This is a genomic window from Erwinia sp. TECH1 (assembly GCF_054057575.1).
Map to the genome: position 1 here is coordinate 4,611,481 of NZ_JBSRZK010000001.1, position 24,040 is coordinate 4,635,520.

Sequence of the window (24,040 nt, forward strand, 5' to 3'; positions counted from 1 at the left end):
CGGCGCTTAACCGCGACGTCGGCGTAGCAAAGCGGTACCCGCGCCAACCAGCGCGCCTACGGCACCCCACATGATCATCATAAACAGGCGACGTGGGCTGTCGCGCTTCACCGGCTCTTCCGGCGTGCGCAGATAGCGCCAGGTCTGGAAAGCATTATCCGGCTTCGGCCCGGCATTCAGCGTGCTCAGCATGGCTCTGTTTTGATCATAGTCCAGATCGTAGGTCGGCCCGCTGGCCTGCAGGTTTTCCAGGCGGGCCTGCAACAGCGAGCGGCCCAGCAGAAACAGCTCGGAATCGGGCAGCTGTTCTGAAGGCGTGCTGGTTTTCGCCTGCTCGAAGCCCTGCTGCTGCGCGATTTTCAGCGCCTGCTGCACGCTGTTGATCTGGCGGTCATAGATGGCTTTCGCTACCGCTTCCTGCCGCTGCACCTGCGCCTTCAGCTGCTGAGCGCGGGCGGCCCAGCCGCCTGCCAGCTCGGCGTTAAGATGCTGCGCGGCGCGCTGGCCGGCCAAAAGCGACATACTGGCGCAGCAGCGTGTTGGCCGCCGGCGCGGTTTCCGCAATCAGCTTGACGCTGTCATTCAGGCTTTTTGCCGCATCGCCGGGCTGATACTGAATATTGGCGATCAGCTCGTCGAGCAGTGCGGCATCGTCGCGAGCCTGCCCGCTCTGCCGCTGTTTGTAGTAGTCGCTTTGCAGCCAGAACTCGCGGCGGGTGTCATAAGACGCCAGCTGCATCACGAACTCCTGATAGGCTTCGTCCGCAATGGCGGGCGCAACGATGGGCGTGCTGCTGCTGCGGCTGTCCAGATTGTTCAGAAACAGCTGCTGCGAGTAGTAATTGCCCAACATATTGACGGTGGGACGATCGGTGACCGCCGTGGTGCTCCATTTTGGCGTGATCAGCAGCGAGCAGAGCCAGGCCAGCAGGGCAAAAAGCAGCGCGCTGCCGATAATCCACCGCTTTCCTCGCCATAGCGCGCAGCACAGCCCGCGAATATCCAGCTCGTTCTCTGCAACGTCAGGATGCGTCATACATGATATTCCTTGTCCAGGGTAAAGAGGTCCGAAACGGTCTAGCGGGCTTTGCGCAGCCTTCTTTTGACTCTTTTCAGCATTCGCGCCACGCGCCAGGCGCGTTTAATACAGTAGCCGTAGAGCATAAAAGCCAGTAAAAACAGCACCAGCATCAGCCACTCCGGCACAAAGCTCAGCGATTCGCCCAGCACGCCGACGCCGGCCAGCAGCGCGGCCGCCAGCGTGATCAGAAAGCAGGCCTGCCGCGAGGTAAACCCGGCGCGCATAATCAAATGGTGAATGTGCTGGCGATCGGCGGAAAACGGGCTCATGCCCTTGCTGAGGCGGCGATACATAATGGCGATCATATCCATCAGCGGAATGGCGATCAGCCACAGCGCCGTGACGGGCGTGACGGGATGGCTTTGTCCCTGGGTCGCCTCCAGCAGGATCCAGATAATGGTAAAGCCAATCAGCGTGCTGCCCGCATCGCCCATAAAAACCTTGTAGCGACGGCCGAAAACGCCAAGATTAAGCAGGATATAGGGGATAATGGCGGCGATCATCGCAAAACACCACATCGCCAGGCTTTGCTGTCCGTCCACGAACAGAATAATGCCCATCGCCAGGAAGGTGACGCAGGACAGGCCGCCCAGCAGACCGTCGATACCGTCCACCATATTAAAAGCGTTGATGGCCGCCCAGACCGCAAACAGCGTCAGCACGTAGCCGAAAGGCCCGACGATCAGCTCCCAGGGGCCAAAAATAAAGCCCAGGCTGAGCAGATAGAGTTTGGCCATGGTCATCATCACCACGGCGATGCCTGCCTGAACGCAGGCGCGTATCTTTACGCTGATATCAAAGCGGTCATCAAGCGCTCCGACCAGCACCAGCACGCCAGCGCAGCTCAGGTAAAGCAGACTATGGGGAATGTAGTAATCGGTCACCGCGAAGCTAAAACAGATGCCGGCGAAAACAGAGATGCCGCCAACCAGAGGAATAACGCCCTGGTGACGTTTGCGATAGTTGGGCTTGTCCACAAGACCCACTTTCTTGGCTGCTTTACGGGCGAAAAAGAGAAACACCAGCGAAAACAAAAATATTAAAGCAAGCTCAGTACTCATATTGAGTAAATTCACATTAACCAGCTCTCTGCTAAGAATCCCAGTGTTATAGCAATTTCTGTGCCACAAACCGCTGTCTGATTCTGATGTCCATTGTGCCACGGGAAAAATCCAGCCTCACCGCCCGATTTCCTGCCCGCCGCACCTTTAATTTAATTCTCCAGTGGCAACATCGTATAGCCCATAAACGAAAAACGCCACGTCTGAGCGCGGCGTTCCCCGAGTTTTCTTCTTTTTCCGGCTTCTGCGGTGAATTCGCACAAAAACAGGCCAAAAAAAGAGAGGGTTGATCGCTCAACCCTCTTTTTTTCCAGCAGACCAGCCGACTTACGAACGCTTCATCATGTCAAAGAATTCGTCGTTGGTTTTGGTCATCGCCAGCTTGTTGATGAGGAATTCCATCGCATCGATCTCACCCATTGGATGGATGATTTTGCGCAGGATCCACATCTTCTGCAGCTCTTCAGAGCTGGTAAGCAGCTCTTCTTTACGCGTACCGGAACGATTGTAGTCGATAGCAGGGAACACGCGCTTCTCGGCGATTTTACGCGCCAGATGCAGTTCCATGTTGCCCGTACCCTTAAATTCTTCGTAGATGACTTCATCCATCTTCGAACCGGTATCGACCAGCGCGGTAGCGATGATGGTCAGGCTGCCGCCCTCTTCCACGTTACGCGCGGCGCCGAAGAAGCGTTTTGGACGGTGCAGGGCGTTGGCATCCACACCACCGGTCAGCACTTTACCGGAAGCCGGCACCACGGTGTTGTAGGCGCGAGCCAGACGCGTGATGGAGTCGAGCAGGATGATAACGTCCTTTTTATGCTCGACCAGACGCTTGGCTTTCTCGATCACCATTTCAGCGACCTGCACGTGGCGGGAAGCTGGCTCATCGAAGGTAGAGGCGATCACTTCACCCTTCACCAGACGCTGCATCTCGGTTACTTCTTCCGGACGTTCGTCAATCAGCAGCACCATCAGCACGCAGTCAGGATGGTTATAGGCGATGCTCTGCGCGATGTTCTGCAGCAGCATGGTTTTACCCGCTTTTGGCGGCGCCACGATCAGACCACGCTGGCCGCGACCAATTGGCGAAGCCAAATCCAGTACGCGTGCGGTTAAGTCTTCGGTAGACCCGTTGCCGCGCTCCATGCGCAGACGCGAATTAGCGTGCAGCGGCGTTAAGTTTTCAAACAGGATTTTGTTACGGGCATTTTCCGGCTTGTCAAAGTTAACTTCATTAACCTTCAGCAGGGCAAAGTAGCGCTCGCCTTCTTTCGGCGGACGGATCTTGCCGGAGATGGTGTCACCAGTGCGGAGGTTAAAGCGGCGAATTTGGCTGGGGGATACGTAGATGTCGTCAGGGCCGGCGAGGTAGGAGCTGTCTCCAGAGCGGAGGAAACCAAATCCATCCTGCAATATCTCCAGTACGCCGTCGCCGAAGATATCTTCGCCGCTTTTCGCGTGTTGTTTAAGGATGGCGAAGATAATGTCCTGTTTGCGCATGCGCGCCAGGTTTTCCAGCCCCATATTTTCGCCGAGTGTTATCAGGTCAGAAACCGGCGTATTTTTTAATTCGGTAAGATTCATAATGGTGGGTTCTTAAACTCGGGGTAAATCTCGAAATGTTTGTCGTCAATGGTATGGCGAAAAATCCATGCCTGTTAATGGCTGTCTTGTCAGACTCCCGATCATCGCGTGCAGGAATACGCGGATCCGATACGGGGAGACGGTAAGGACAAGGTGCCGGAAATTCTGGATACTAACCGTCAGATTGCTGAACATTTGTTACATTCAGAGGAAAACAGTGTTCAACAAGGAGTAAATATTAGATTCAAACTACAGGTAAGTGCGTAATGCAGTAAAAGTAAGTTAGCACGCTCTATGGCAAACGTCTAGCGATGAGCTAAAAATATGAACGAGGCAAAAAGAAAACCGAAGCGGGAAGCAGACTCGCGCCTGCGGTGAGCGCATATGGCCCACCGCAGCAGCAGAGCTGGTTAGCCCAGGTTCGCGTTCAGGAACTCTTTCAGCTGTCCTTTAGAAAGTGCGCCCACTTTCGTTGCCGCGACTTCGCCGTCTTTAAACAGCAGCAAAGTAGGAATACCGCGGATCCCGTATTTTGGCGCGGTGCCTGGGTTTTCGTCGATATTCAGTTTGGCGATAGTCAGTTTGCCGTCGTATTCTTCGGCGACTTCGTCAAGGATCGGGGCGATCATTTTGCACGGACCGCACCATTCTGCCCAGAAGTCGACCAGCGTCAAGCCTTCTGCTTTCAGGACGTCGGTTTCAAAGCTGTCATCGGTCAGGTGGACAATTTTATCGCTGCTCATGTCTTACTCCAAAAGATTATGCCTGGCTGCCTGGCGTAAAATCTGCCAACTTAGGTTGACTTTATTTCACCGGATACGCTTTCGTAAAGCAATAGTAAGCTGATATTCTACCACACTATGAGCAAAACACACTTAACCGAACAGAAGTTTTCCGACTTCGCCCTGCACCCTCAGGTCATTGAAGCCCTTGAAAATAAAGGCTTTCATAACTGCACGCCTATTCAGGCGCTGGCATTGCCTTTCACCCTTAACGGGCGTGATGTAGCGGGACAGGCGCAAACCGGTACCGGGAAAACGATGGCGTTTTTAACGTCAACGTTCCATCATCTTCTTTCTCACCCCGCGCCGGAAGGCCGTCAGGTCAATCAGCCGCGCGCGCTGATCCTGGCGCCAACCCGCGAACTGGCCGTGCAAATCCACGCCGATGCGGAACCGCTGGCGCAGGTGACCGGCCTGAAGCTGGGGCTGGCCTACGGCGGCGACGGCTACGATAAGCAGCTGAAAGTGCTGGAGAGCGGCGTCGATATTCTGATCGGCACCACCGGCAGGCTGATCGATTACGCTAAACAGAACCACGTGAATCTGGGCGCGATCCAGGTCGTGGTGCTGGATGAAGCCGACCGGATGTTCGATCTGGGCTTTATCAAAGATATCCGCTGGCTGTTCCGTCGGATGCCTGCGGCGAACCAGCGTCTGAATATGCTCTTCTCCGCTACCCTTTCCTTCCGCGTGCGCGAGCTGGCGTTCGAAAACATGAACAATGCCGAATATGTGGAAGTCGAGCCGGAGCAGAAAACCGGGCATCGCATTAAGGAAGAACTTTTTTATCCTTCTAATGAAGAAAAAATGCGTCTTCTGCAAACCCTGCTGGAAGAAGAGTGGCCGGATCGCGCCATTATCTTTGCCAACACCAAACACCGTTGTGAAGATATCTGGGGTCACCTGGCCGCGGACGGCCATCGCGTTGGCCTGCTGACCGGCGACGTGGCGCAGAAAAAACGCCTGCGTATCCTGGACGACTTTACCAAAGGCGACGTGGATATCCTGGTGGCCACTGACGTGGCGGCGCGCGGCCTGCATATTCCTGCGGTGACGCACGTCTTTAACTACGATTTGCCTGACGATCGCGAAGACTACGTGCATCGCATCGGCCGTACCGGCCGCGCGGGTGCCAACGGGCACTCAATCAGCCTGGCCTGTGAAGAATATGCGCTGAACCTGCCGGCGATTGAAGAATATATCGGCCACAGCATCACCGTAAGCCGCTACAACAGCGATGCGCTGATGACCGATCTGCCGCCGCCGAAGCGCCTGACACGCAGCCGTTCCGGTACCGGCCCGCGTCGCAGTAGCGGCCCGCGCCGCAGCGGCCCGCCGCGCAATAATAACCGCAAACGTTCAGGTTAACGCCATGCCCAGCGCCTCATCGCTTTATGCTGCAATAGATTTAGGATCTAACAGCTTTCATATGCTGGTGGTGCGCGAGGTGGCGGGCAGTATCCAGACCGTTGCGCGTATCAAACGCAAAGTCCGCCTGGCGGCCGGTCTGGACAGCGACAGCCGCCTCTCTGACGAGGCAATGGCGCGCGGCTGGCAGTGCCTGGCGCTGTTTTCGGAACAGCTACAGGATATTCCCACGGACCAAATCCGCGTGGTCGCTACGGCGACGCTGCGGCTGGCCGCCAACGCAGAGGCTTTTCTTTCCAGGGCGCAGAACATTCTGGGCTGCGCCATCAATGTGATCAGCGGCGAGGAAGAAGCCTGTCTGATCTATCAGGGCGTGGCGCACACCACCGGCGGCTCCGATAAGCGGCTGGTGGTCGATATTGGCGGCGGCAGCACCGAGCTGGTTACCGGCAGCGGTGCACAGCCCGGCGCTCTGTTCAGCCTGTCGATGGGCTGCGTCACCTGGCTGGAGCGTTATTTCGGCGACCGCCACCTCGGTAAAGATAATTTTGCCGCGGCGGAACAGGCAGCAAGCGACATGATCCGACCGGTTGCCTCAAAACTGCGCGAGCAGGGCTGGGAAATTTGCGTCGGCGCCTCCGGCACCGTGCAGGCGCTACAGGAAATCATGATGGCGCAGGGCATGGACGAACGCATTACGCTTGCCAAGCTCCAGCAGCTGAAACAGCGCGCCATTCAGTGCGGCAAGCTGGAAGAGCTGGAAATCGAAGGACTGACGCTGGAGCGCGCGCTGGTTTTCCCCAGCGGCCTCTCTATTCTGATCGCCATCTTCACCGAGCTGAACATCAGCAGCATGACGCTGGCCGGTGGCGCGCTGCGCGAAGGGCTGGTATACGGAATGCTCGGGCTGCCGGTCGATCGGGATATCCGTAGCCGTACCCTGCATAACATTCAGCGTCGTTTCGTGATTGATGCCGAACAGGCGGAACGCGTGCGCGCCCTGGCGGAGAGCTTTGGCCGTCAGGTCAGCCACAGCTGGAAGCTGGATGAACGCTGTCGGGAGCTGCTCAACAGCGCCTGCCTGATCCATGAAATCGGCCTCAGCGTCGATTTTAAACAGGCGCCGCAGCACGCTGCCTATCTGGTTCGCCATCTCGATCTGCCGGGCTTTACTCCGGCGCAGAAAAAGCTGCTGGCCACGCTGCTGCAAAACCAGGTCAACGGAATCGACCTGGCGCTGCTCAGCCAGCAAAACGCCGTACCGCCGCGCATGGCGGAAAGAATGTGCCGGCTGCTGCGGCTGGCGATTATTTTCGCCAGCCGTCGCCGTGACGATACGCTGCCTGCCGTGCGGCTCCATGCCGATGACGACGCGCTACAGCTGACGTTGCCGAACGGCTGGCTGGAAGCGCATCCGCTGCGGGCAGAACTGCTGGAGCAGGAAAGCCGCTGGCAGAGCTATGTGCACTGGCCGCTGACCGTCAGCTAAAGAATAAGGGGACAGCTTGCGTCCCCTTGCTTCACCCGCCAAAAGCCTATCCGGTGTTTTTTGCCTTATCCAGCATCGCCCGCAGTCCCGCTACGCGGCTTTGCCCGGTCTGCATCCGCTGTTCCGGGCTGACCACCTTGCGTTCCGTTTCCCAGTTGAGATCGTCCTGCGGCAGCTCCAGCAGAAAGCGGCTTGGCTCCGGACGGATCACTTCGCCATACTGACGGCGCTCGCGACACAGCGTAAAGGTCAGCTCTTTTTGCGCACGCGTGATGCCGACGTAGGCCAGCCGACGCTCCTCTTCCACATTGTTTTCATCAATGCTGCTCTGATGGGGCAACAGCCCTTCCTCCATGCCGACCAGATAAACATAGGGAAACTCCAGCCCTTTGGAAGCGTGCAGCGTCATCAGCTGTACCTGGTCCGCCTCTTCTTCGCTTTCGCCGCGCTCCATCATGTCGCGTAACGTAAAGCGGGTCACCACCTGCGTCAGCGTCATCGGCTCGTCGATATCGCTGCCTTCCAGCATTTCGGTCATCCACTGGAACAGCGTATTGACGTTTTTCATGCGCATTTCGGCGGCTTTTGGACTGGCGGAGGTTTCAAACAGCCAGCTTTCATAATCAATGCCGCGGATCAAATCCCGCACGGCGGCCACCGGCTCCCGCTCCGCCAGCTGCGCGACTTCCTGCAGCCAGAAAGTGAAGCGCTGTAGCGATTCCAGCCCGCGCCCGGCCAGCGTCTGGCCCAGCCCCATATCAAAACTGGCGGTGAACAGGCTTTTATTACGCTGCATCGCCCATTCGCCCAGCTTGCGCAGCGTGGTGGGGCCAATTTCACGCCGTGGCGTATTAACGATGCGCATAAAGGCGCTGTCGTCGTCAGGATTGGTCAACACGCGCAGATAGGCGAGCAGATCTTTGATTTCCGGCCGCGAAAAGAACGAGGTGCCGCCGGAGATGCGATAAGGAATGCGGTTCTGCATCAGCATTTTTTCAAAGACGCGCGACTGATGATTGCCGCGATAGAGAATGGCGTAATCTTTGTACTGCGTCCTGTTGATAAAATGGTGCGCTATCAGCTCGCCCGTCACGCGCTCGGCCTCGTGATCCTCGTGATTGGCCGTCACCACTTTCAGCTCCGCGCCATAGCCCAGCTCTGAGAACAGGCGTTTTTCAAACACGTGCGGGTTATTGGCGATCAAAATATTGGCCGCTTTCAGGATACGTTCGGAAGAACGGTAGTTCTGCTCCAGCTTGATAACCTGTAACGCCGGAAAATCCTCTTTCAGCAGCACCAGGTTCTGCGGTCTTGCGCCTCGCCAGGAGTAGATTGACTGATCGTCGTCGCCTACCACCGTGAAACGCGCGCGCGCGCCGACCAACAGCTTCACCAGCTCGTACTGGCTGGTGTTGGTATCCTGATACTCATCCACCAGCAGGTAGCGGATACGCTGCTGCCAGCGCTCGCGCACTTCCAGATTGCGCTGGAACAACAGCGTCGGCAGCAGGATTAAGTCATCAAAATCCAGCACGTTGCAGGCTTTCAGATGCCGATCGTAAAGGCTGTAACAGTGAGCGAAAATTTTGTCGCGCTCGGATTGCGCCGCCGCCGCCGCGCGCGCAGGATCCAGCAGATCGTTTTTCCAGTTCGAGATCGTAGAGATCAGCTGTTGCAGCAGATTTTTATCGTTTTCCAGCCACTCTTCGGTCAGCTCTTTCAGCAGCGCCAGCTGATCCTGATCGTCAAACAGCGAGAAGTTGGACTTCATGCCCAATGCGGCGTATTCGCGTTTGATAATTTCCAGACCCAGCGTATGGAAAGTGGAAATCATCAGGCCACGCGCCTCTTTGCGGCCCAGCGTTTGCGCCACGCGTTCTTTCATCTCGCGCGAGGCTTTATTGGTAAAGGTCACCGCCGCAATATGGCGAGCCTGATAGCCGCATTCGCGGATCAGATGGGCAATTTTGTTGGTGATCACGCGCGTTTTGCCCGAGCCGGCGCCGGCCAGCACCAGACAGGGCCCGGTGACGAATTCGACGGCGTGTTGCTGACCAGGATTAAGACGCATAGGGGTTTACTCGATGAAATGACAGAGGGAAAGAAATCACAGCGTGGTAGTATAGCCAGCAGCATCCATACGACTCAAGGTACGATCATGGCAAAAACCGCAGCAGCACTCCATATCCTTGTAAAGGAAGAGAAACTGGCTCAGGACCTTCTGGCACAGCTGGAACAGGGCGCAGATTTTGAAAAACTGGCGAAAAAGCACTCTATCTGCCCGTCTGGCAAAAAAGGCGGCCACTTAGGCGAGTTCAAACAGGGCGCGATGGTGCCGGCTTTCGATAAAGTGGTGTTCTCCTGCCCGCTTATCACGCCTTACGGCCCGCTGCACACGCAGTTCGGCTATCACATCATCAAGGTGCTGTACCGCAACTAAGCGGCCCTGCCTGTGCAACAGCTTCCGCTGGCCGTCGTGCTTGCGGAAGCTGTTTTTGCTTCCTCTTCCTTCCGCGTTCCCCTTCTTTCTCGCGCTTGCTTACCCTCGTGGCACTAATAGCGGCCAGCTCACGATAAACCAGGCCGGACTCACAGACTCCGTTGCGCCAGTCATGGCAGGATAAGCCGGATAATTAACTCATGGAGAGAGATATGCATTCGTTATTGCAGGCTTTAAAGACAAGGGAAGCTGTCTGGACGCAGTTTCGCCGCGATTTGCACCAGCATCCGGAAACGGGATTTGAAGAGCAGCGTACCAGCGAGCGAGTGGCGGCAAAGCTGCGGGAGTTTGGCTACAGCGTGCATCAGGGGATGGCGAAAACCGGCGTGGTTGCCACGTTAAAAGCAGGCAGCGGCACAAAAACGCTGGGGCTGCGCGCCGATATGGATGCTCTGCCGATGCAGGAAATCAGCGGCAAAAGCTGGTGCAGCAAAACCGCCGGAAAGTTTCACGGCTGCGGTCATGACGGCCATACCGCTATTCTGCTCTGCGCGGCGGAATATCTGGCCCGTCACCGAAACTTTAACGGTACGCTCCGGCTGATTTTTCAGCCTGCGGAGGAGTTGTCCGGCGGGGGAAAAGCGATGCTTCGCGACGGCCTGCTGGAAAAATTCCCCTGCGATGCGCTGTTTGGCCTGCATAATATGCCTGGTCTGCCCTGCGGATCCTTCTACTTTAAAAAACATGCCGTGATGGCCTCTTCCGACAGGCTGGATATTATCGTTTCCGGCGCGGGCGCTCATGCCGCTATGCCGGAAAAAGGCGTGGATGCCACTCTGGTCGCCTGCCATATCGCTATAGCCCTCCAGACAATAGTTTCCCGGAACGTGTCGCCTTTCGCCCAGGCGGTGGTCACTATCGGCAGTATCCAGTCCGGCGAAGCGTTCAATATCATCAATGAAAAGGCGGTGCTGAAGCTGAGCGTCAGAGCGCTCGATCCTCAGGTGCGCCAGCTATTGCTGCAACGTATTCAGGATATTGCCCGTTTGCAGGCGGAAAGTTTTAACGCCAGCGCGGAGGTGGTGCACGTCAGCGGCAGCCCGGTATTGATTAACAGCGAACAGGAAACCGATTTTGCTATCGGCGTGGCGCGTGAGCTGGTCGACGAGTCGCTGATTTGTACCGATATGCCGCCGCTAATGGGCAGCGAAGATTTTGCTTTTCTGCTGGAGGCCCATCCCCACGGCGCTTACCTGATGGTGGGCGCTGGCGATGGCCCGATGGTGCATAACCCCGGCTACGATTTTAATGACGACATTATCGTGACTGCCGCCGCATTCTGGTGTTTGCTGACGCAGCGCTATCTGCAATAACGGCAGCAGCCACCGGCGGGAGGATAAGATAAGGCGGTAAAAACGCCAAAGGCGCGGCAAATTACCACGCCTTTGGTTATCAGCAGCGCGGTTAGCCCGCTACCGCGATACGTTTCATATCGGTCATATAGCCACGCAGCTTGCGGCCAACGGATTCGATAGGATGGTTGCGGATAGCTTCGTTAACGTCACGCAGCTGCGCGTTATCCACCGTAGTCGTGGTTGCCGTCGCCTTGCCCAGATCGCCCGTTTGTAACGTGCTCATAAACTCTTTTAGCAACGGAACAGCCGCGTAAGAGAACAGATAGTTACCGTATTCGGCAGTGTCGGAGATCACCACGTTCATCTCGTACAGACGCTTACGAGCGATAGTGTTGGCGATCAGCGGCAGCTCGTGCAGCGATTCGTAGTAGGCAGACTCTTCGATAATGCCGGAAGCGACCATGGTTTCAAACGCCAGCTCAACGCCCGCTTTCACCATCGCAATCATCACCACGCCTTCGTCAAAATAATCCTGCTCGGCGATTTTACCTTCAAACTGCGGCGCGGTTTCAAAAGCGGTTTTACCGGTCTCTTCACGCCAGCCCAGCAGTTTTTTGTCGTCGTTGGCCCAGTCGGCCATCATGCCGGAAGAGAATTCGCCGGAGATGATGTCGTCCATGTGCTTCTGGAACAGCGGCGCCATGATGGTTTTCAGCTGTTCAGACAGCTCGAAAGCGCGCAGTTTAGCCGGGTTAGAGAGGCGATCCATCATCAGCGTGATGCCGCCCTGCTTCAGCGCTTCGGTCACGGTTTCCCAGCCGAACTGGATTAATTTTTCCGCGTAGGCCGGATCGGTGCCTTCCGCCACCAGCTTGTCGAAGCACAGCAGCGAACCAGCCTGTAACATGCCGCACAGGATGGTCTGCTCGCCCATCAGGTCGGACTTCACTTCCGCCACGAAGGACGATTCCAGCACGCCCGCGCGATGGCCGCCGGTTGCGGCTGCCCAGGCTTTGGCAATCGCCATGCCTTCGCCTTTTGGATCGTTTTCCGGGTGAACGGCGATGAGCGTAGGCACGCCGAAGCCACGCTTATACTCTTCACGCACTTCCGTACCCGGACATTTTGGCGCAACCATCACGACGGTAATGTCTTTACGGATCTGCTCGCCAACTTCTACGATATTAAAACCGTGCGAGTAGCCCAGCGCCGCGCCGTCTTTCATCAGCGGCTGTACGGCACGCACTACCGAGGTATGCTGTTTGTCCGGCGTCAGGTTTACCACCAGATCCGCCTGTGGGATCAGCTCTTCATAGGTGCCGACTTTAAAACCGTTTTCCGTCGCTTTACGCCAGGAAGCGCGTTTCTCCGCGATGGCTTCCGCGCGCAGCGCATAGGCGATATCCAGCCCGGAATCACGCATATTCAGGCCCTGGTTCAGGCCCTGAGCACCACAGCCAACAATCACGACCTTTTTGCCTTTCAGGTAGCTTGCTTCGTCCGCAAATTCATCGCGCGCCATAAAGCGGCATTTACCTAATTGCGCCAGCTGATTGCGCAGGTTCAACGTGTTGAAATAGTTAGCCATGGGAACTCCTGAGGTTGTGTTCGTCTTTTATTTTATCGGTGATGCCGTATCACCCTCTTAATCCCCATCATATGACAGGAAATGTATTGCTTAAATTGATATATTAACAACGTCATATTGCAAATACTGCAACGCTAAAATGAGGCCGCAAGCGCATGGATTTACGCGATCTGAAACTCTTCCTGCATCTGGCCGAAAGCCGTCATTTTGGCCGCAGCGCGCGGGCGATGCACGTTAGCCCTTCTACGCTTTCCCGCCAGATCCAGCGGCTGGAGGAAGACCTGGGCCAGACGCTGTTTCTGCGCGACAACCGCACCGTTACGCTGACCGACGCCGGAGAACAGCTGCGCCAGTTTGCCCAGCAAACGCTGTTGCAATATCAGCAGCTGCGTCACGCCATTGGCCAGCACGGCCCGTCGCTGAGCGGCGAGCTGCGTCTGTTTTGCTCGGTAACGGCGGCCTATAGCCATCTGCCGCCGATCCTCGATCGCTTTCGCGCTGAACACCCGCTGGTGGAGATCAAACTGACCACCGGCGATCCTGCCGACGCAGTGGATAAGGTGCAGAGCGCCGAAGCCGATATCGCCATCGCCGGACGGCCGGAAACGCTGCCCGCCAGCATTGGCTTTACGGCCTTAGGCCCGATCCCGCTGGTGCTGATCGCGCCCGCGCTGCCCTGTCCGGTTCGTAGCCAGGCCAGCCAGCCGGAACCGGACTGGCCGCAGATCCCGTTTATCCTGCCCGACCAGGGGCCGACCCGACAGCGTATCGATCTCTGGTTCCGTCGCCGCCGCATCGCCAGTCCGCTGATTTACGCCACCGTGGCGGGGCATGAGGCTATCGTCTCGATGGTGGCGCTGGGCTGCGGCGTGGCGCTGATCCCGGACGTGGTGCTGGAGAACAGCCCGGAGCCGATCCGTAACCGTATTCTGGAACTGGAAAATATTGATATTGTCGCGCCGCTGGAGCTGGGCGTCTGCGTACAGAAAAAGCGGCTCAACGAGCCGCTGATTGATGCGTTCTGGAGCCTGCTTTAGCCCGCCAGGAAGAAGCTGAAGGCCGGGTTATGGGTTTCGTCATGACAATCATAGCCCAGAGCCGCCAGATGTTCTTCAAACTGCGGTTCGTTCTCGCCCAGCTCGAATCCCGCCAGCACGCGGCCATAGTCCGTACCGTGGCTGCGATAGTGAAACAGCGAAATATTCCAGTGGGTGCCCAGCGTCTGCAAAAAGCGCAGCAGCGCGCCGGGCGCTTCCGGGAACTCAAAGCTGTAAAGCCGTTCTTTAAGCGGCTTTGACGGGCGACCGCCGACCATATAGCGCACGTGCAGCTTCGCCATTTCATCGTCGGAGAGATCCACCACCTTATAACCGCCTTCGTTCAGCAGCTGCAGGATTTCATGTCGCTCTTCCAGACCGCGCGTCAGCCGCACGCCGACAAAAATGCAGGCGTTGTCCGGGTCCGCGAAGCGGTAGTTAAACTCGGTAACGGCGCGTCCGCCCAGCAGCTGGCAGAACTTCAAAAAGCTGCCCTTTTGCTCGGGGATCGTAACCGCCAGCAGCGCCTCACGCTGTTCCCCCAGCTCGCAGCGTTCGGAAACGTAGCGCAGGCCGTGAAAATTGACGTTGGCGCCGGAAAGAACATGCGCCAGCCGCTCGCCTTTGATCTGATGCTGCTGGATATATTTTTTCATGCCCGCCAGCGCCAGCGCGCCGGAAGGCTCCGCGACGGCACGCACGTCTTCAAACAGATCCTTCATCGCTGCACAAATAGCATCGCTGTCCACGGTGATAATATCGTCAAGATACTCCTGGCACAGCCGGAAGGTTTCGCTGCCGATCCGCTTCACCGCCACGCCTTCGGCAAACAGCCCGACGCGCGGCAGATCGACCGGCTCGCCCGCTTCCAGCGCCGCTTTCAGACAGGCGGAGTCTTCCGCTTCCACCGCAATGACCTTGATCTGCGGCATCAGCTGTTTGATCAGCACCGCCACCCCAGCCGCCAGGCCGCCGCCGCCAACGGGCACAAAAATACGGTCGAGATGCGCATCCTGTTGCAGCAGCTCCATCGCCAGCGTGCCCTGTCCGGCAATCACCATCGGATGGTCGAACGGCGGCACAAAGGTGTAGCCCTTCTGTGCCGCCAGCTCCAGCGCCTTCGCTTTCGCTTCGTCAAAATTGGCGCCAAACAGGTAAGCCTCACCGCCAAATGCCCGCACGGCCTCTACTTTGATATCAGCCGTCGCTACCGGCATGACGATCAGAGATTTAATCCCCAACCGGGTCGCCGACAGCGCTACGCCTTGGGCATGATTGCCCGCCGAAGCGGTCACTACGCCGCTGGCCTTTTGCTCCTCGTTAAGCGAAGCGATCATCGCGTAGGCGCCGCGCACTTTGAAGCTGTGCACCGGCTGACGATCTTCGCGTTTAACCAGTACCGTATTACCAAGACGAGAGGAGATTTTCTCCATCTTTTGTAGGGGCGTGACCTGCGCAACTTCGTAAACCGGCGCACGGAGTACCGCTCGCAGATACTCCGCGCCGCAAGGCTCGGCGGATAACGGTTGAGACTCAGCCATGTTTTAGCCTCCCAGCTTGCTTTTGTCGCGTACTGCGCCTTTGTCCGCACTGGTCGCCAGTAAAGCGTAGGCGCGCAGAGCAAAGGAAACCTGACGTTCGCGGTTATGAGGCGTATAGGCCGCGTCGCCGCGCGCCTCTTCCTCTTCACGACGCGCGTGCAGTTCGTTGTCCGGCACATCCAGTTTGATGCCGCGATTCGGAATATCAATATCAATCATGTCGCCGTCTTTCACCAGCGCGATGGTGCCGCCGCTGGCTGCTTCCGGCGAAGCGTGACCGATAGAAAGCCCTGAGGTGCCGCCGGAGAAACGGCCATCGGTGATCAGCGCGCAGCTTTTGCCCAGCCCCATCGATTTCAGGTAGGTGGTCGGATAAAGCATTTCCTGCATTCCCGGCCCGCCTTTCGGCCCTTCGTAGCGGATCACCACCACGTCGCCCGCCACGACTTTGCCGCCGAGGATGGCCGCTACCGCATCGTCCTGACTTTCGTAGACTTTGGCCGGGCCGCGGAAGGTGTGGCTCTCTTTTTCTACGCCAGCGGTTTTCACGATACAGCCATCTTCTGCCAGATTGCCATACAGCACGGCAAGGCCGCCGTCCTGGCTGAAGGCATGTTCACGGGAGCGGATGCAGCCTTCCTGACGGTCATCGTCCAGCGTTTCCCAGCGCGTATCCTGTGAGAACGCCTGGGTGGTGCGGATCCCGGCCGGGCCGGCGCGGAACATTTTTTTCACCGCCTCGTCTTTGGTCAGCATGATGTCGTACTGTTGCAGCGTTTCCTGCAGGCTCAGGCCCAGCACGTTGCGCACGCTGTTATCCATCAGGCCCGCCCGATCCAGCTCGCCCAGAATGCCGATGACGCCACCAGCGCGGTGTACGTCTTCCATATGGTATTTCGGGGTGCTTGGCGCAACCTTACAGAGATGCGGCACCTTGCGGGAAAGCCGATCGATATCGGAGATATTAAAATCGATTTCGCCTTCCTGCGCGGCGGCCAGCAGGTGCAGAACGGTATTGGTCGAGCCGCCCATCGCGATATCCAGCGTCATCGCGTTTTCAAAGGCGGCCTTGCTGGCGATATTACGCGGCAGCACGCTTTCGTCATCCTGCTCGTAGTAGCGTTTCGCCAGGCCAACGATGCGTTCGCCTGCCTTCAGGAACAGCGCCTTACGATCGGCATGGGTTGCCAGCAGCGAGCCGTTGCCCGGCTGCGACAGGCCCAGCGCCTCCGTCAGACAGTTCATTGAGTTAGCGGTAAACATGCCGGAGCAGGAACCGCAGGTCGGACAGGCTGACCGTTCGATTTTATCGCTGTCTTCGTCGCTGACGTTCGGGTTAGCGCCCTGGATCATCGCATCAACCAGATCCAGCTTGATGATCTTATCGGAAAGTTTGGTTTTCCCGGCTTCCATCGGGCCGCCGGAAACAAAGATCACCGGAATATTCAGGCGCAGGGAAGCCATCAGCATTCCCGGCGTGATTTTGTCGCAGTTAGAGATACAGACCATGGCGTCCGCGCAGTGGGCGTTGACCATGTATTCGACCGAGTCGGCGATCAGCTCGCGCGAAGGCAGAGAGTAAAGCATACCGCCGTGCCCCATCGCGATGCCATCATCGACAGCGATAGTGTTGAACTCTTTGGCGACGCCGCCGGAAGCTTCAATCTGTTCGGCAACCAGTTTGCCCAGGTCGCGTAAATGTACGTGCCCCGGTACGAACTGCGTAAAGGAGTTGACCACGGCAATGATAGGCTTGCCAAAATCGTCGTCGGTCATACCCGTGGCGCGCCACAGCGCGCGGGCACCGGCCATATTACGGCCATGAGTGGTGGTGGCGGAACGGTACTTAGGCATGCTCATACTCCAGAATCAGATGATACACGGGCGTCAAACGACGCCCGTAAAATGTCATTGTTGTGGGTTGACCGGATCCAGCCAGCCCCACTTGTCTTCGGTTTCGCCGGTAAACAGCCCAAAGAAAGCGGACTGGATGCGGGTCGTGATAGGGCCGCGTTTGCCTTCGCCAACCTGAATGCCGTCCACGCTGCGTACCGGGGTGATTTCCGCCGCCGTACCGGACATAAAGATTTCGTCGGCCAGATAGAGCGATTCGCGGGAAAGCACCTGCTCGCGTACCTCAATGCCCATCTCTTTCGCCAGTTTGATGATGGCGTCGCGCGTAATGCCCGGCAGCGCGGAGGAGGTAAACGGCGGCGTAAACAGGATGCCGTCTTTCACTTCAAACAGGTTCTCGCCGGCGCCTTCAGAGATATAGCCCTGGGTATCCAGCGCGATGCCTTCCTGATAGCCGTGACGGCGCGCTTCACTGCCCACCAGCAGAGAGGAAAGGTAGTTGCCGCCCGCTTTCGCTGCGGTTGGCAGCGTGTTTGGCGCCACGCGGTTCCAGGAGGAAACCATCGCATCAATACCCTGCTCCAGCGCTTCCGGGCCCAGGTAAGCGCCCCACGGGAAGGCGGCAATGATCACATCGGTGCTGTAGCCGTCCGGCGGGTTCACGCCCAGGCCCACGTCGCCGACGAAAACCAGCGGGCGAATATAAGCGCTGGTCAGCTTGTTGACGCGCAGCACTTCGCGGCAGGCTTCCATGAGCTCATCAACGCTCTGGCTGACCGGAAAGCGATAGATCTTTGCAGAGTCGTGCAGACGCTGCATATGTTCACGATGGCGGAAGACTACCGGGCCTTTGTGCGAGTCATAGCAGCGGACGCCTTCAAATACGGAGGTGCCGTAGTGCAGCGCGTGGGACATGACGCTAACTTTCGCCTCTTCCCACTTCACCATCTCGCCATTGAACCAGATAAAGTCAGCTTTCTTCGTCATTCTTCTTTCCTTTTCGCGCTCAGGCGCGGATTTGTTGTGTTGTCTGGTGTTGGATGTGAACGGTGGCAACATCCATCAACTTGCTTAACTGTGTTGACAGTAAATCGACCGGGCGCTGGCTGGCAACGGTCATGGCAATATTTATGCTGTCGCTATTTTCGCCGGAAGACATATTCATTGCGCAAACCTGAAAGCCGCGATGGCGAACAACGCGCAGGATGCGTTCCAGGATTTCAGGGCGCAGGCGCGCCTCTATGGATAACTGATGCTGCATCATGAGGTTTTCTCCATCATATTTTCGTTGCTGGCACCCGGCGGCACCAGCGGCCAGACGTTTTCAAGTTCATCAATGGCGACATGCAGCATGTAAGGCCCTTCGCTGTTCAGCAAAGCGTCTACCGCGGCAGCCACCTGGTCTTTACGGGTAATGCGCTGGCCGGGAATGTCGAAAGCGCGGGCCAGCATCAGGAAATCGGGGTTGTCGGAGAGATTGGTTTCGCTGTAGCGCTCCGAGAAAAACAGCTGCTGCCACTGGCGCACCATGCCCAGACGCTGGTTATCCAGCAAAACGATTTTTACCGGCAGCTGCTTGCGCTTGATGGTGCCCAGCTCCTGTACATTCATCATAAAAGAGCCGTCGCCCGACACGCAGATCACGGTATCTTCCGGTCGGGCGACCTGCGCGCCCACGGCGGCCGGCAGTCCGAAGCCCATCGTGCCGAGACCGCTGGAAGTAATAAAATCTTCCGGCTGGTTAAAGCTCATATGCTGCGCTGTCCACATCTGGTGCTGGCCGACATCGGTGGTAACAACCGCGCTTGCCGGTTTACGATCGGAGAGCTGTTTCAGAAACAGCGGCGCATAGATAGCCTGGCCCGGATGATCGTAACGCCAGCCGTGATCGGCCTTCAGCGCCTGCACGTGCTCGCGCCATGCGCTGATTTCCGTCGGATGATATAAGTCCGGCAGCAGCTTATTGAGGTCGCCTCGCAATCCCACATGCGCCTGGCGCAATTTGTTCAGCTCGGCGGGATCGATATCCATATGGATAACGCTGGCATGAGGAGCAAACGTATCCAGCTTGCCGGTTACGCGATCGTCAAAACGGGCGCCGACGGCAATCAGCAGGTCACATTGCTGGACGGCAAAGTTGGCGGCCTTGGTGCCGTGCATACCCAACATTCCCAGATAACAGGCATCCTGAGGATCCGGCGCGCCCAGGCCTTTCAGCGTGGCGACGGTAGGAATGCCCGTTTCGCGAGCGAACGCACGCAGGGCCTCTACGGCACCGGCCATGCCAACACCGCCGCCCACGTACAAAACCGGTTTCTTAGCCTGAGCCAGCATGGCGCGCGCCTGCGCCAACGCCTGATGAGGATGCGCCGCTTCGTCTTCAACCGCCGCCAGATGGGCTGTCAGCTCGCCGCTGGCTAACTGGATATCTTTAGGGATGTCGATCAGCACTGGGCCGGGACGACCGGAGCGGGCGATGGCGAAAGCTTCGGCCATGATTTCCGGCAGCTCTTCCAGCGAGCCGACCAGGAAGCTGTGTTTGGTACAGGCCAACGACAGGCCGAGCACGTCAATTTCCTGAAAAGCGTCGGTGCCGATCAGGCCGCCGGCAACCTGGCCGGTAATCGCCACCACCGGCACGGAATCCATCATTGCATCAGCCAGCCCGGTGATAAGGTTGGTCGCGCCGGGGCCGGACGTGGCGATGCAAACGCCGACTTTTCCGGTAGAACGGGCATAACCGATGGCGGCCATGGCAGCACCCTGCTCATGTCGGCACAGTAGATGTTCGACGCCGCCATCATAGAGCGCATCATAGACGGGCATAATCGCACCACCCGGATAGCCGAAAACAGTCTCGACTCCCTGCCCACGCAACGCCTGAACCACCCACTGAGCACCATTCATAGTTATTTCCCCGCCTCTCGCTGGGAACAACAGCATTTTATTCTACTGTTCATCTTCTGTTCCTCTGTCGTTGATAGCCTGTCAGCCCTGCCAAAAAAAAACCCCCGGACCTTTCGGTGCGGGGGTTCTTCTGAATTCAGGCTTGATTTTTAAGCCTTTCTTCCTCCGAGCGTAGCCCCGCACGGCGTGATAATAATCACGACGACGTTGATAATGACAAGGCTTAGGACTCGTAGAAGGGCTTTCATTTAGATTCGATAAATTCACTTGTTCGAAGTAATGCCTACAGAGTTATCACAGTTAGCGCGATGCATTCAACTTTTTTCATCACTTTATTTTATGATGGCCGCCGCGATTAATAAAAAACCAACCGTTAATCAAGGAATAAGCTAAATCCTGAAAATTATTCATTACGTACCAGACGCAATGGCTTTGCCCTGTTTTTATGGGTCGCGTCAAATTTTTATAAAAGCTCCGGGAAACGATATTTTTTGCGAGCCGCTTCGATAAGCGGAATATCGGCTCTCGTCACCCGTCAGGAAGCAGGACAGAATACGACCATAAGGAGTTTTTATGTCGCTATCTGTTACCTATACGCGTGCGGCTATCGGCGTGGAAGCGCCTCTGGTAACCGTTGAAGTGCATTTAAGTAATGGCCTGCCTGCTCTGACGCTGGTCGGCCTGCCGGAAACCACGGTTAAGGAAGCGCGTGAACGTGTCCGGAGCGCGCTGATAAACTGCGGCTTCACCTTTCCCGCGCGACGCATTACCGTGAATCTTGCGCCAGCCGATCTGCCCAAAGAAGGCGGCCGATACGATCTCCCTATCGCCATAGCGATTTTGGCGGCCTCAGAGCAAATTTGCGGAGAAAAACTGGGGCAGTATGAGTTACTGGGAGAATTAGCATTGACGGGTGCTCTGCGAGGCGTACAGGCTGCTATTCCTGCTGCCATGGCGGCGGCAGAGGCGAAGCGGACGCTGATCCTCTCCACGGACAACGGTCATGAGGCCAGCCTTGTAAAACATGCGCATAGCCGTCTTGCGAATAGCCTGCTTGACGTATGCGCTTATTTAAATGGACAGGCGGATCTCCAGCAGGCCAGCTATGCTCCCACCGACATCATTATGCCCGCCGAGGATTTAAGCGAGGTCATCGGCCAGCAGCAGGCTAAAAGAGCGCTGGAGATCGCCGCTGCCGGTGGTCATAACCTGCTGCTGATTGGCCCGCCCGGCACGGGCAAGACGATGCTGGCGACCCGTCTTGCAGGTTTGCTGCCGCCGCTGAGCGATCGGGAAGCGCTGGAGAGCGCCGCTATCGCCAGCGTGGCGGGTTCGTCGCTGGCTGACCACCCATGGCGTCAGCGACCTTTCCGGGCGCCGCATCATACCTCTTCGCGCTATGCGCTGGTTGGCGGCGGCACCTTGCCTAAACCCGGTGAGATCTCCCTGGCGCATAACGGCGTACTGTTTCTTGATGAACTGCCGGAGTTTGAACGCAGGACGCTGGATGCCCTGCGAGAGCCTGTCGAGTCGGGAAGTATTTCCCTGTCGCGCGCTAAAGCAAAGGTCATCTATCCGGCACGATTTCAGCTGGTGGCTGCCATGAATCCCAGCCCTACCGGTCAGCATGGCGTAAAGCACAACCGCAGCACCCCTCAACAGACGCTGCGCTATCTCAGCCGTCTTTCCGGTCCGTTCCTCGATCGTTTCGACCTCTCGCTGGAAGTCCCCCTCCTGCCGCCCGGCACATTAAGCCAGGCTTCCGTCAGCGAATCCAGCGCAACGGTGCGTCAGCGGGTTCTGGCCGCCAGAAACGTTCAGCTAACGCGGGCCAGAGCGATTAACGGGAAGTTAACGCCAGGCGATATACGGCGATTTTGTGAAATAAGCAAAGAGGATGCGAGCTGGCTGGAAGAGGTGCTTAATCAGCTGGGACTTTCCGTTCGCGCCTGGCAGCGCATTTTGAAAGTAGCCCGAACCATTGCTGATTTAGCGGAAAAAGAGAGTATTAAACGGGAGCATTTACTTGAAGCATTAAGCTATCGGGCAATGGACAGATTGCTGGTTCATCTGCTTAACAGTCTGGAATAGGTTTTTATCTTGCAAAAAAGCGTTTATCGCTGACAATAAAGGGGCCGAAGCCCCTTTATCATTAATCATCGCTGTCCGAATAGTCTTCCACGCCTTCCATCTGCGGCTTGCCGCCGGAAAGCGTATGAAAACGCTTTGGACGTTTGATACGCGTCATATACTTTGACCATACCCGTTCTGCTTCGGACTGAGGTTCGCGTACACCACGGCATACCTCAATAAACAGACGCTCTTCTTCCGTTGCGGGTTCACGCTTTGCCAAATCCAGCTCGTTAAAAGCGTAACCATAACGCTCAAGAAGTTGAGCTTCTTTGATAGTGAAATCACCGTGGCGCGAGAAACCGCGTGGGTAATGTTTGTTATCGAAAAAACGATTCGTTGTTGCGAAGCTTTCCGCCATTTTACACGCTCCTAACTCTTTTATGGCCGTGCTATTTATGGCGCGGAGTATTAGATACGCTTGACAGAGTGTAAAACAAAACATTTAAATCATGACGACAAATGATTTTCAGGAGACGGATGTGGATACGGAATTATTAAAGACCTTTCTTGAAGTGAGCAGAACCCGCCACTTTGGACGTGCCGCTGAAGCGCTCTATCTCACGCAATCTGCCGTAAGTTTTCGCATCAGGCAGCTGGAAAATCAGCTGGGCGTTAACCTTTTTACGCGTCACCGTAACAATATCCGCCTGACGTCAGCGGGCGAAAGGCTGCTTCCTTATGCCGAAAGCCTGATGAGCACCTGGATGATGGCCAAAAAAGAGGTCGCGCATACCCAGCAGCATCATGAACTTTCTATCGGTGCCAGCGCTTCTCTTTGGGAAGCTTATCTGACGCCCTGGCTACAAACGCTGTATGAAAATCGGGAAGATTTGCACCTGGAGGCAAGAGTGGCTCAGCGTCATTTGCTGGTTAAACAGCTGCATGAGCGCCAGTTGGATCTGCTAATCACTACGGAAGCGCCTAAAATGGACGAACTGACCAGCCAGCAGATCGGTCATATTTCGCTAACGCTTTATCGATCGCGGCAATCGGAGAAGCGTGAAAAGTATGATTACATCAAGCTGGAATGGGGCGCTGATTTTCATCAGCATGAAAGCTATCTGGCGGGCGCGGACGATGTCCCCGTGCTGACAACAACGTCAGCCCATCTGACACGTCAGCTACTGCATACCACCGGTGCCTGTGCTTTCTTACCGGATATCTGGCACAGCGAGTATCCCGATTTATCCGTTATCCCGGATACGCCCGTCGCCGTACGCCCGCTTTACGCCGTCTGGCTGCAAAACAGCGATCAGCAGTCACACATCAGACAGTTGCTCAAGTTTCCGGTTAATACGCCTTAGTTTAAGTTTCCGGTCATACGCCCTGATTTAAGTTTCCGGTCATATGCCCTTGTTTCAGGACCTTCAGGACAGAATGGTCAGCTGCTGGCCATTTCCTGACTTTAATATCAAGAGGTAAGGTCGTTTGATATGCAGGGATAAAGGTTAGAATCCGGTGAGAAACAGTACAGACAAGCAGGACAAGCAGGACAGGCAGAACAGAATAGCCGTTTTTCAGACAAAAAAAATCCTTTGCCGGAGCAAAGGATTATTTTTAAATGGCAGGGGCGGAGAGACTCGAACTCCCAACACCCGGTTTTGGAGACCGGTGCTCTACCAATTGAACTACGCCCCTAAAAGGGTGGCGGAACGGACGGGGCTCGAACCCGCGACCCCCTGCGTGACAGGCAGGTATTCTAACCAACTGAACTACCGCTCCACCGATTCTGTACTGAACTCAGAATGTTGCCTCTGATATCAGGTATTTCGCCTTTTCCGCGTCACGGGAAAAGTCATGACCATAAATGGTCTAAA

Annotated in this window: 19 protein-coding genes, 2 tRNA genes and 1 pseudogene; 7 read left to right on the top strand and 15 right to left on the bottom strand. The window is 56.6% G+C overall.

The genetic code is table 11. The annotated features are described in order from the left end of the window. Window positions 1-6 precede the first annotated feature (6 nt). The 4 genes and pseudogenes from wzzE to trxA all read right to left on the bottom strand — a co-directional run bounded on the left by wzzE (window position 7) and on the right by trxA (window position 4,472). Window positions 7-1,036: pseudogene (gene wzzE / locus ACVWZ0_RS21660) on the bottom strand (ECA polysaccharide chain length modulation protein). 41 nt (window positions 1,037-1,077) lie between these two features. After that, the gene (gene wecA / locus ACVWZ0_RS21665; protein WP_253457189.1) at window positions 1,078-2,157 is read right to left on the bottom strand and encodes a UDP-N-acetylglucosamine--undecaprenyl-phosphate N-acetylglucosaminephosphotransferase; all 1,080 of its coding nucleotides are present in this window, start codon (window positions 2,155-2,157) and stop codon (window positions 1,078-1,080) included. Window positions 2,158-2,469: 312 nt separating this feature from the next. Then, on the bottom strand, window positions 2,470-3,729 hold the full coding sequence (gene rho / locus ACVWZ0_RS21670; protein ID WP_125290732.1) for a transcription termination factor Rho: 1,260 nt from the start codon (window positions 3,727-3,729) through the stop codon (window positions 2,470-2,472). 410 nt (window positions 3,730-4,139) lie between these two features. Next, window positions 4,140-4,472, bottom strand: a complete 333-nt coding sequence (gene trxA / locus ACVWZ0_RS21675) for a thioredoxin TrxA (RefSeq protein ID WP_125290733.1) — start codon at window positions 4,470-4,472, stop codon at window positions 4,140-4,142. A gap of 117 nt (window positions 4,473-4,589) precedes the next feature. On the opposite strand from trxA, the gene rhlB reads away from it, so the two are divergent. Both rhlB and gppA read left to right on the top strand, forming a co-directional pair. Next, window positions 4,590-5,879, top strand: a complete 1,290-nt coding sequence (gene rhlB / locus ACVWZ0_RS21680; protein ID WP_253457186.1) for an ATP-dependent RNA helicase RhlB — start codon at window positions 4,590-4,592, stop codon at window positions 5,877-5,879. Between the two features lie 4 nt (window positions 5,880-5,883). Then, the gene (gene gppA, locus ACVWZ0_RS21685; RefSeq protein WP_253457183.1) at window positions 5,884-7,368 is read left to right on the top strand and encodes a guanosine-5'-triphosphate,3'-diphosphate diphosphatase; all 1,485 of its coding nucleotides are present in this window, start codon (window positions 5,884-5,886) and stop codon (window positions 7,366-7,368) included. A 46-nt stretch (window positions 7,369-7,414) separates the two neighbouring features. On the opposite strand, the gene rep is transcribed toward gppA, so the two are convergent. Continuing rightward, window positions 7,415-9,439 (bottom strand): DNA helicase Rep, encoded by a 2,025-nt coding sequence (gene rep, locus ACVWZ0_RS21690; protein ID WP_253457181.1) that lies wholly within the window; start codon window positions 9,437-9,439, stop codon window positions 7,415-7,417. Between the two features lie 87 nt (window positions 9,440-9,526). On the opposite strand from rep, the gene ppiC reads away from it, so the two are divergent. Both ppiC and ACVWZ0_RS21700 read left to right on the top strand, forming a co-directional pair. Continuing rightward, window positions 9,527-9,808 carry a peptidylprolyl isomerase PpiC gene (gene ppiC / locus ACVWZ0_RS21695; protein ID WP_125290737.1) on the top strand — a complete coding sequence of 94 codons (282 nt, stop codon included), beginning with the start codon at window positions 9,527-9,529 and terminating at the stop codon, window positions 9,806-9,808. A 212-nt stretch (window positions 9,809-10,020) separates the two neighbouring features. After that, window positions 10,021-11,181, top strand: coding sequence for a M20 aminoacylase family protein (locus ACVWZ0_RS21700; protein ID WP_253457178.1), 1,161 nt, complete (start codon window positions 10,021-10,023; stop codon window positions 11,179-11,181). Window positions 11,182-11,272: 91 nt separating this feature from the next. Here ACVWZ0_RS21700 and ilvC read toward each other — a convergent pair whose 3' ends face one another. Continuing rightward, window positions 11,273-12,751, bottom strand: a complete 1,479-nt coding sequence (gene ilvC / locus ACVWZ0_RS21705; RefSeq protein ID WP_253457175.1) for a ketol-acid reductoisomerase — start codon at window positions 12,749-12,751, stop codon at window positions 11,273-11,275. Between the two features lie 155 nt (window positions 12,752-12,906). Here ilvC and ilvY point away from each other — a divergent pair, with 155 nt between their 5' ends. Then, window positions 12,907-13,788 carry an HTH-type transcriptional activator IlvY gene (gene ilvY / locus ACVWZ0_RS21710; protein ID WP_125290740.1) on the top strand — a complete coding sequence of 294 codons (882 nt, stop codon included), beginning with the start codon at window positions 12,907-12,909 and terminating at the stop codon, window positions 13,786-13,788. On the opposite strand, the gene ilvA is transcribed toward ilvY, so the two are convergent. The 6 genes from ilvA to ACVWZ0_RS21740 all read right to left on the bottom strand — a co-directional run bounded on the left by ilvA (window position 13,785) and on the right by ACVWZ0_RS21740 (window position 20,338). Further along, window positions 13,785-15,329, bottom strand: a complete 1,545-nt coding sequence (ilvA, locus tag ACVWZ0_RS21715; protein ID WP_253457172.1) for a threonine ammonia-lyase, biosynthetic — start codon at window positions 15,327-15,329, stop codon at window positions 13,785-13,787. The genes ilvY and ilvA overlap by 4 nt on opposite strands. A 3-nt stretch (window positions 15,330-15,332) precedes the next feature. Further along, window positions 15,333-17,183, bottom strand: coding sequence for a dihydroxy-acid dehydratase (gene ilvD / locus ACVWZ0_RS21720; protein WP_253457170.1), 1,851 nt, complete (start codon window positions 17,181-17,183; stop codon window positions 15,333-15,335). Between the two features lie 54 nt (window positions 17,184-17,237). Further along, window positions 17,238-18,170 (bottom strand): branched-chain amino acid transaminase, encoded by a 933-nt coding sequence (locus ACVWZ0_RS21725; protein ID WP_253457167.1) that lies wholly within the window; start codon window positions 18,168-18,170, stop codon window positions 17,238-17,240. A 19-nt stretch (window positions 18,171-18,189) separates the two neighbouring features. Further along, the gene (gene ilvM, locus ACVWZ0_RS21730; protein WP_125290744.1) at window positions 18,190-18,447 is read right to left on the bottom strand and encodes an acetolactate synthase 2 small subunit; all 258 of its coding nucleotides are present in this window, start codon (window positions 18,445-18,447) and stop codon (window positions 18,190-18,192) included. Next, window positions 18,444-20,090, bottom strand: coding sequence for an acetolactate synthase 2 catalytic subunit (gene ilvG / locus ACVWZ0_RS21735; protein WP_253457164.1), 1,647 nt, complete (start codon window positions 20,088-20,090; stop codon window positions 18,444-18,446). Before ilvG ends, ilvM begins: the two co-directional genes overlap by 4 nt. Before the next feature lie 149 nt (window positions 20,091-20,239). Next, complete coding sequence (locus ACVWZ0_RS21740; RefSeq protein WP_125290746.1) at window positions 20,240-20,338, bottom strand: IlvGEDA operon leader peptide; 99 nt, start codon at window positions 20,336-20,338, stop codon at window positions 20,240-20,242. Window positions 20,339-20,663: 325 nt separating this feature from the next. Between ACVWZ0_RS21740 and ACVWZ0_RS21745 the strand changes: the two genes are divergently transcribed. After that, entirely contained in the window at window positions 20,664-22,181 is a 1,518-nt protein-coding gene (locus ACVWZ0_RS21745) for a YifB family Mg chelatase-like AAA ATPase (RefSeq protein ID WP_253457161.1), read from the top strand. A gap of 61 nt (window positions 22,182-22,242) precedes the next feature. Here ACVWZ0_RS21745 and ACVWZ0_RS21750 read toward each other — a convergent pair whose 3' ends face one another. Further along, entirely contained in the window at window positions 22,243-22,581 is a 339-nt protein-coding gene (locus ACVWZ0_RS21750; RefSeq protein ID WP_125290748.1) for a DUF413 domain-containing protein, read from the bottom strand. 121 nt (window positions 22,582-22,702) lie between these two features. Between ACVWZ0_RS21750 and hdfR the strand changes: the two genes are divergently transcribed. Continuing rightward, entirely contained in the window at window positions 22,703-23,527 is an 825-nt protein-coding gene (hdfR, locus tag ACVWZ0_RS21755) for an HTH-type transcriptional regulator HdfR (RefSeq protein ID WP_253457158.1), read from the top strand. 258 nt (window positions 23,528-23,785) lie between these two features. Here the strand turns inward: hdfR and ACVWZ0_RS21760 are convergent. Both ACVWZ0_RS21760 and ACVWZ0_RS21765 read right to left on the bottom strand, forming a co-directional pair. After that, window positions 23,786-23,861, bottom strand: a tRNA-Trp gene (locus ACVWZ0_RS21760). Window positions 23,862-23,868: 7 nt separating this feature from the next. Next, a tRNA-Asp gene (locus ACVWZ0_RS21765) sits at window positions 23,869-23,945 on the bottom strand. Between the last annotated feature and the right edge of the window lie 95 nt (window positions 23,946-24,040).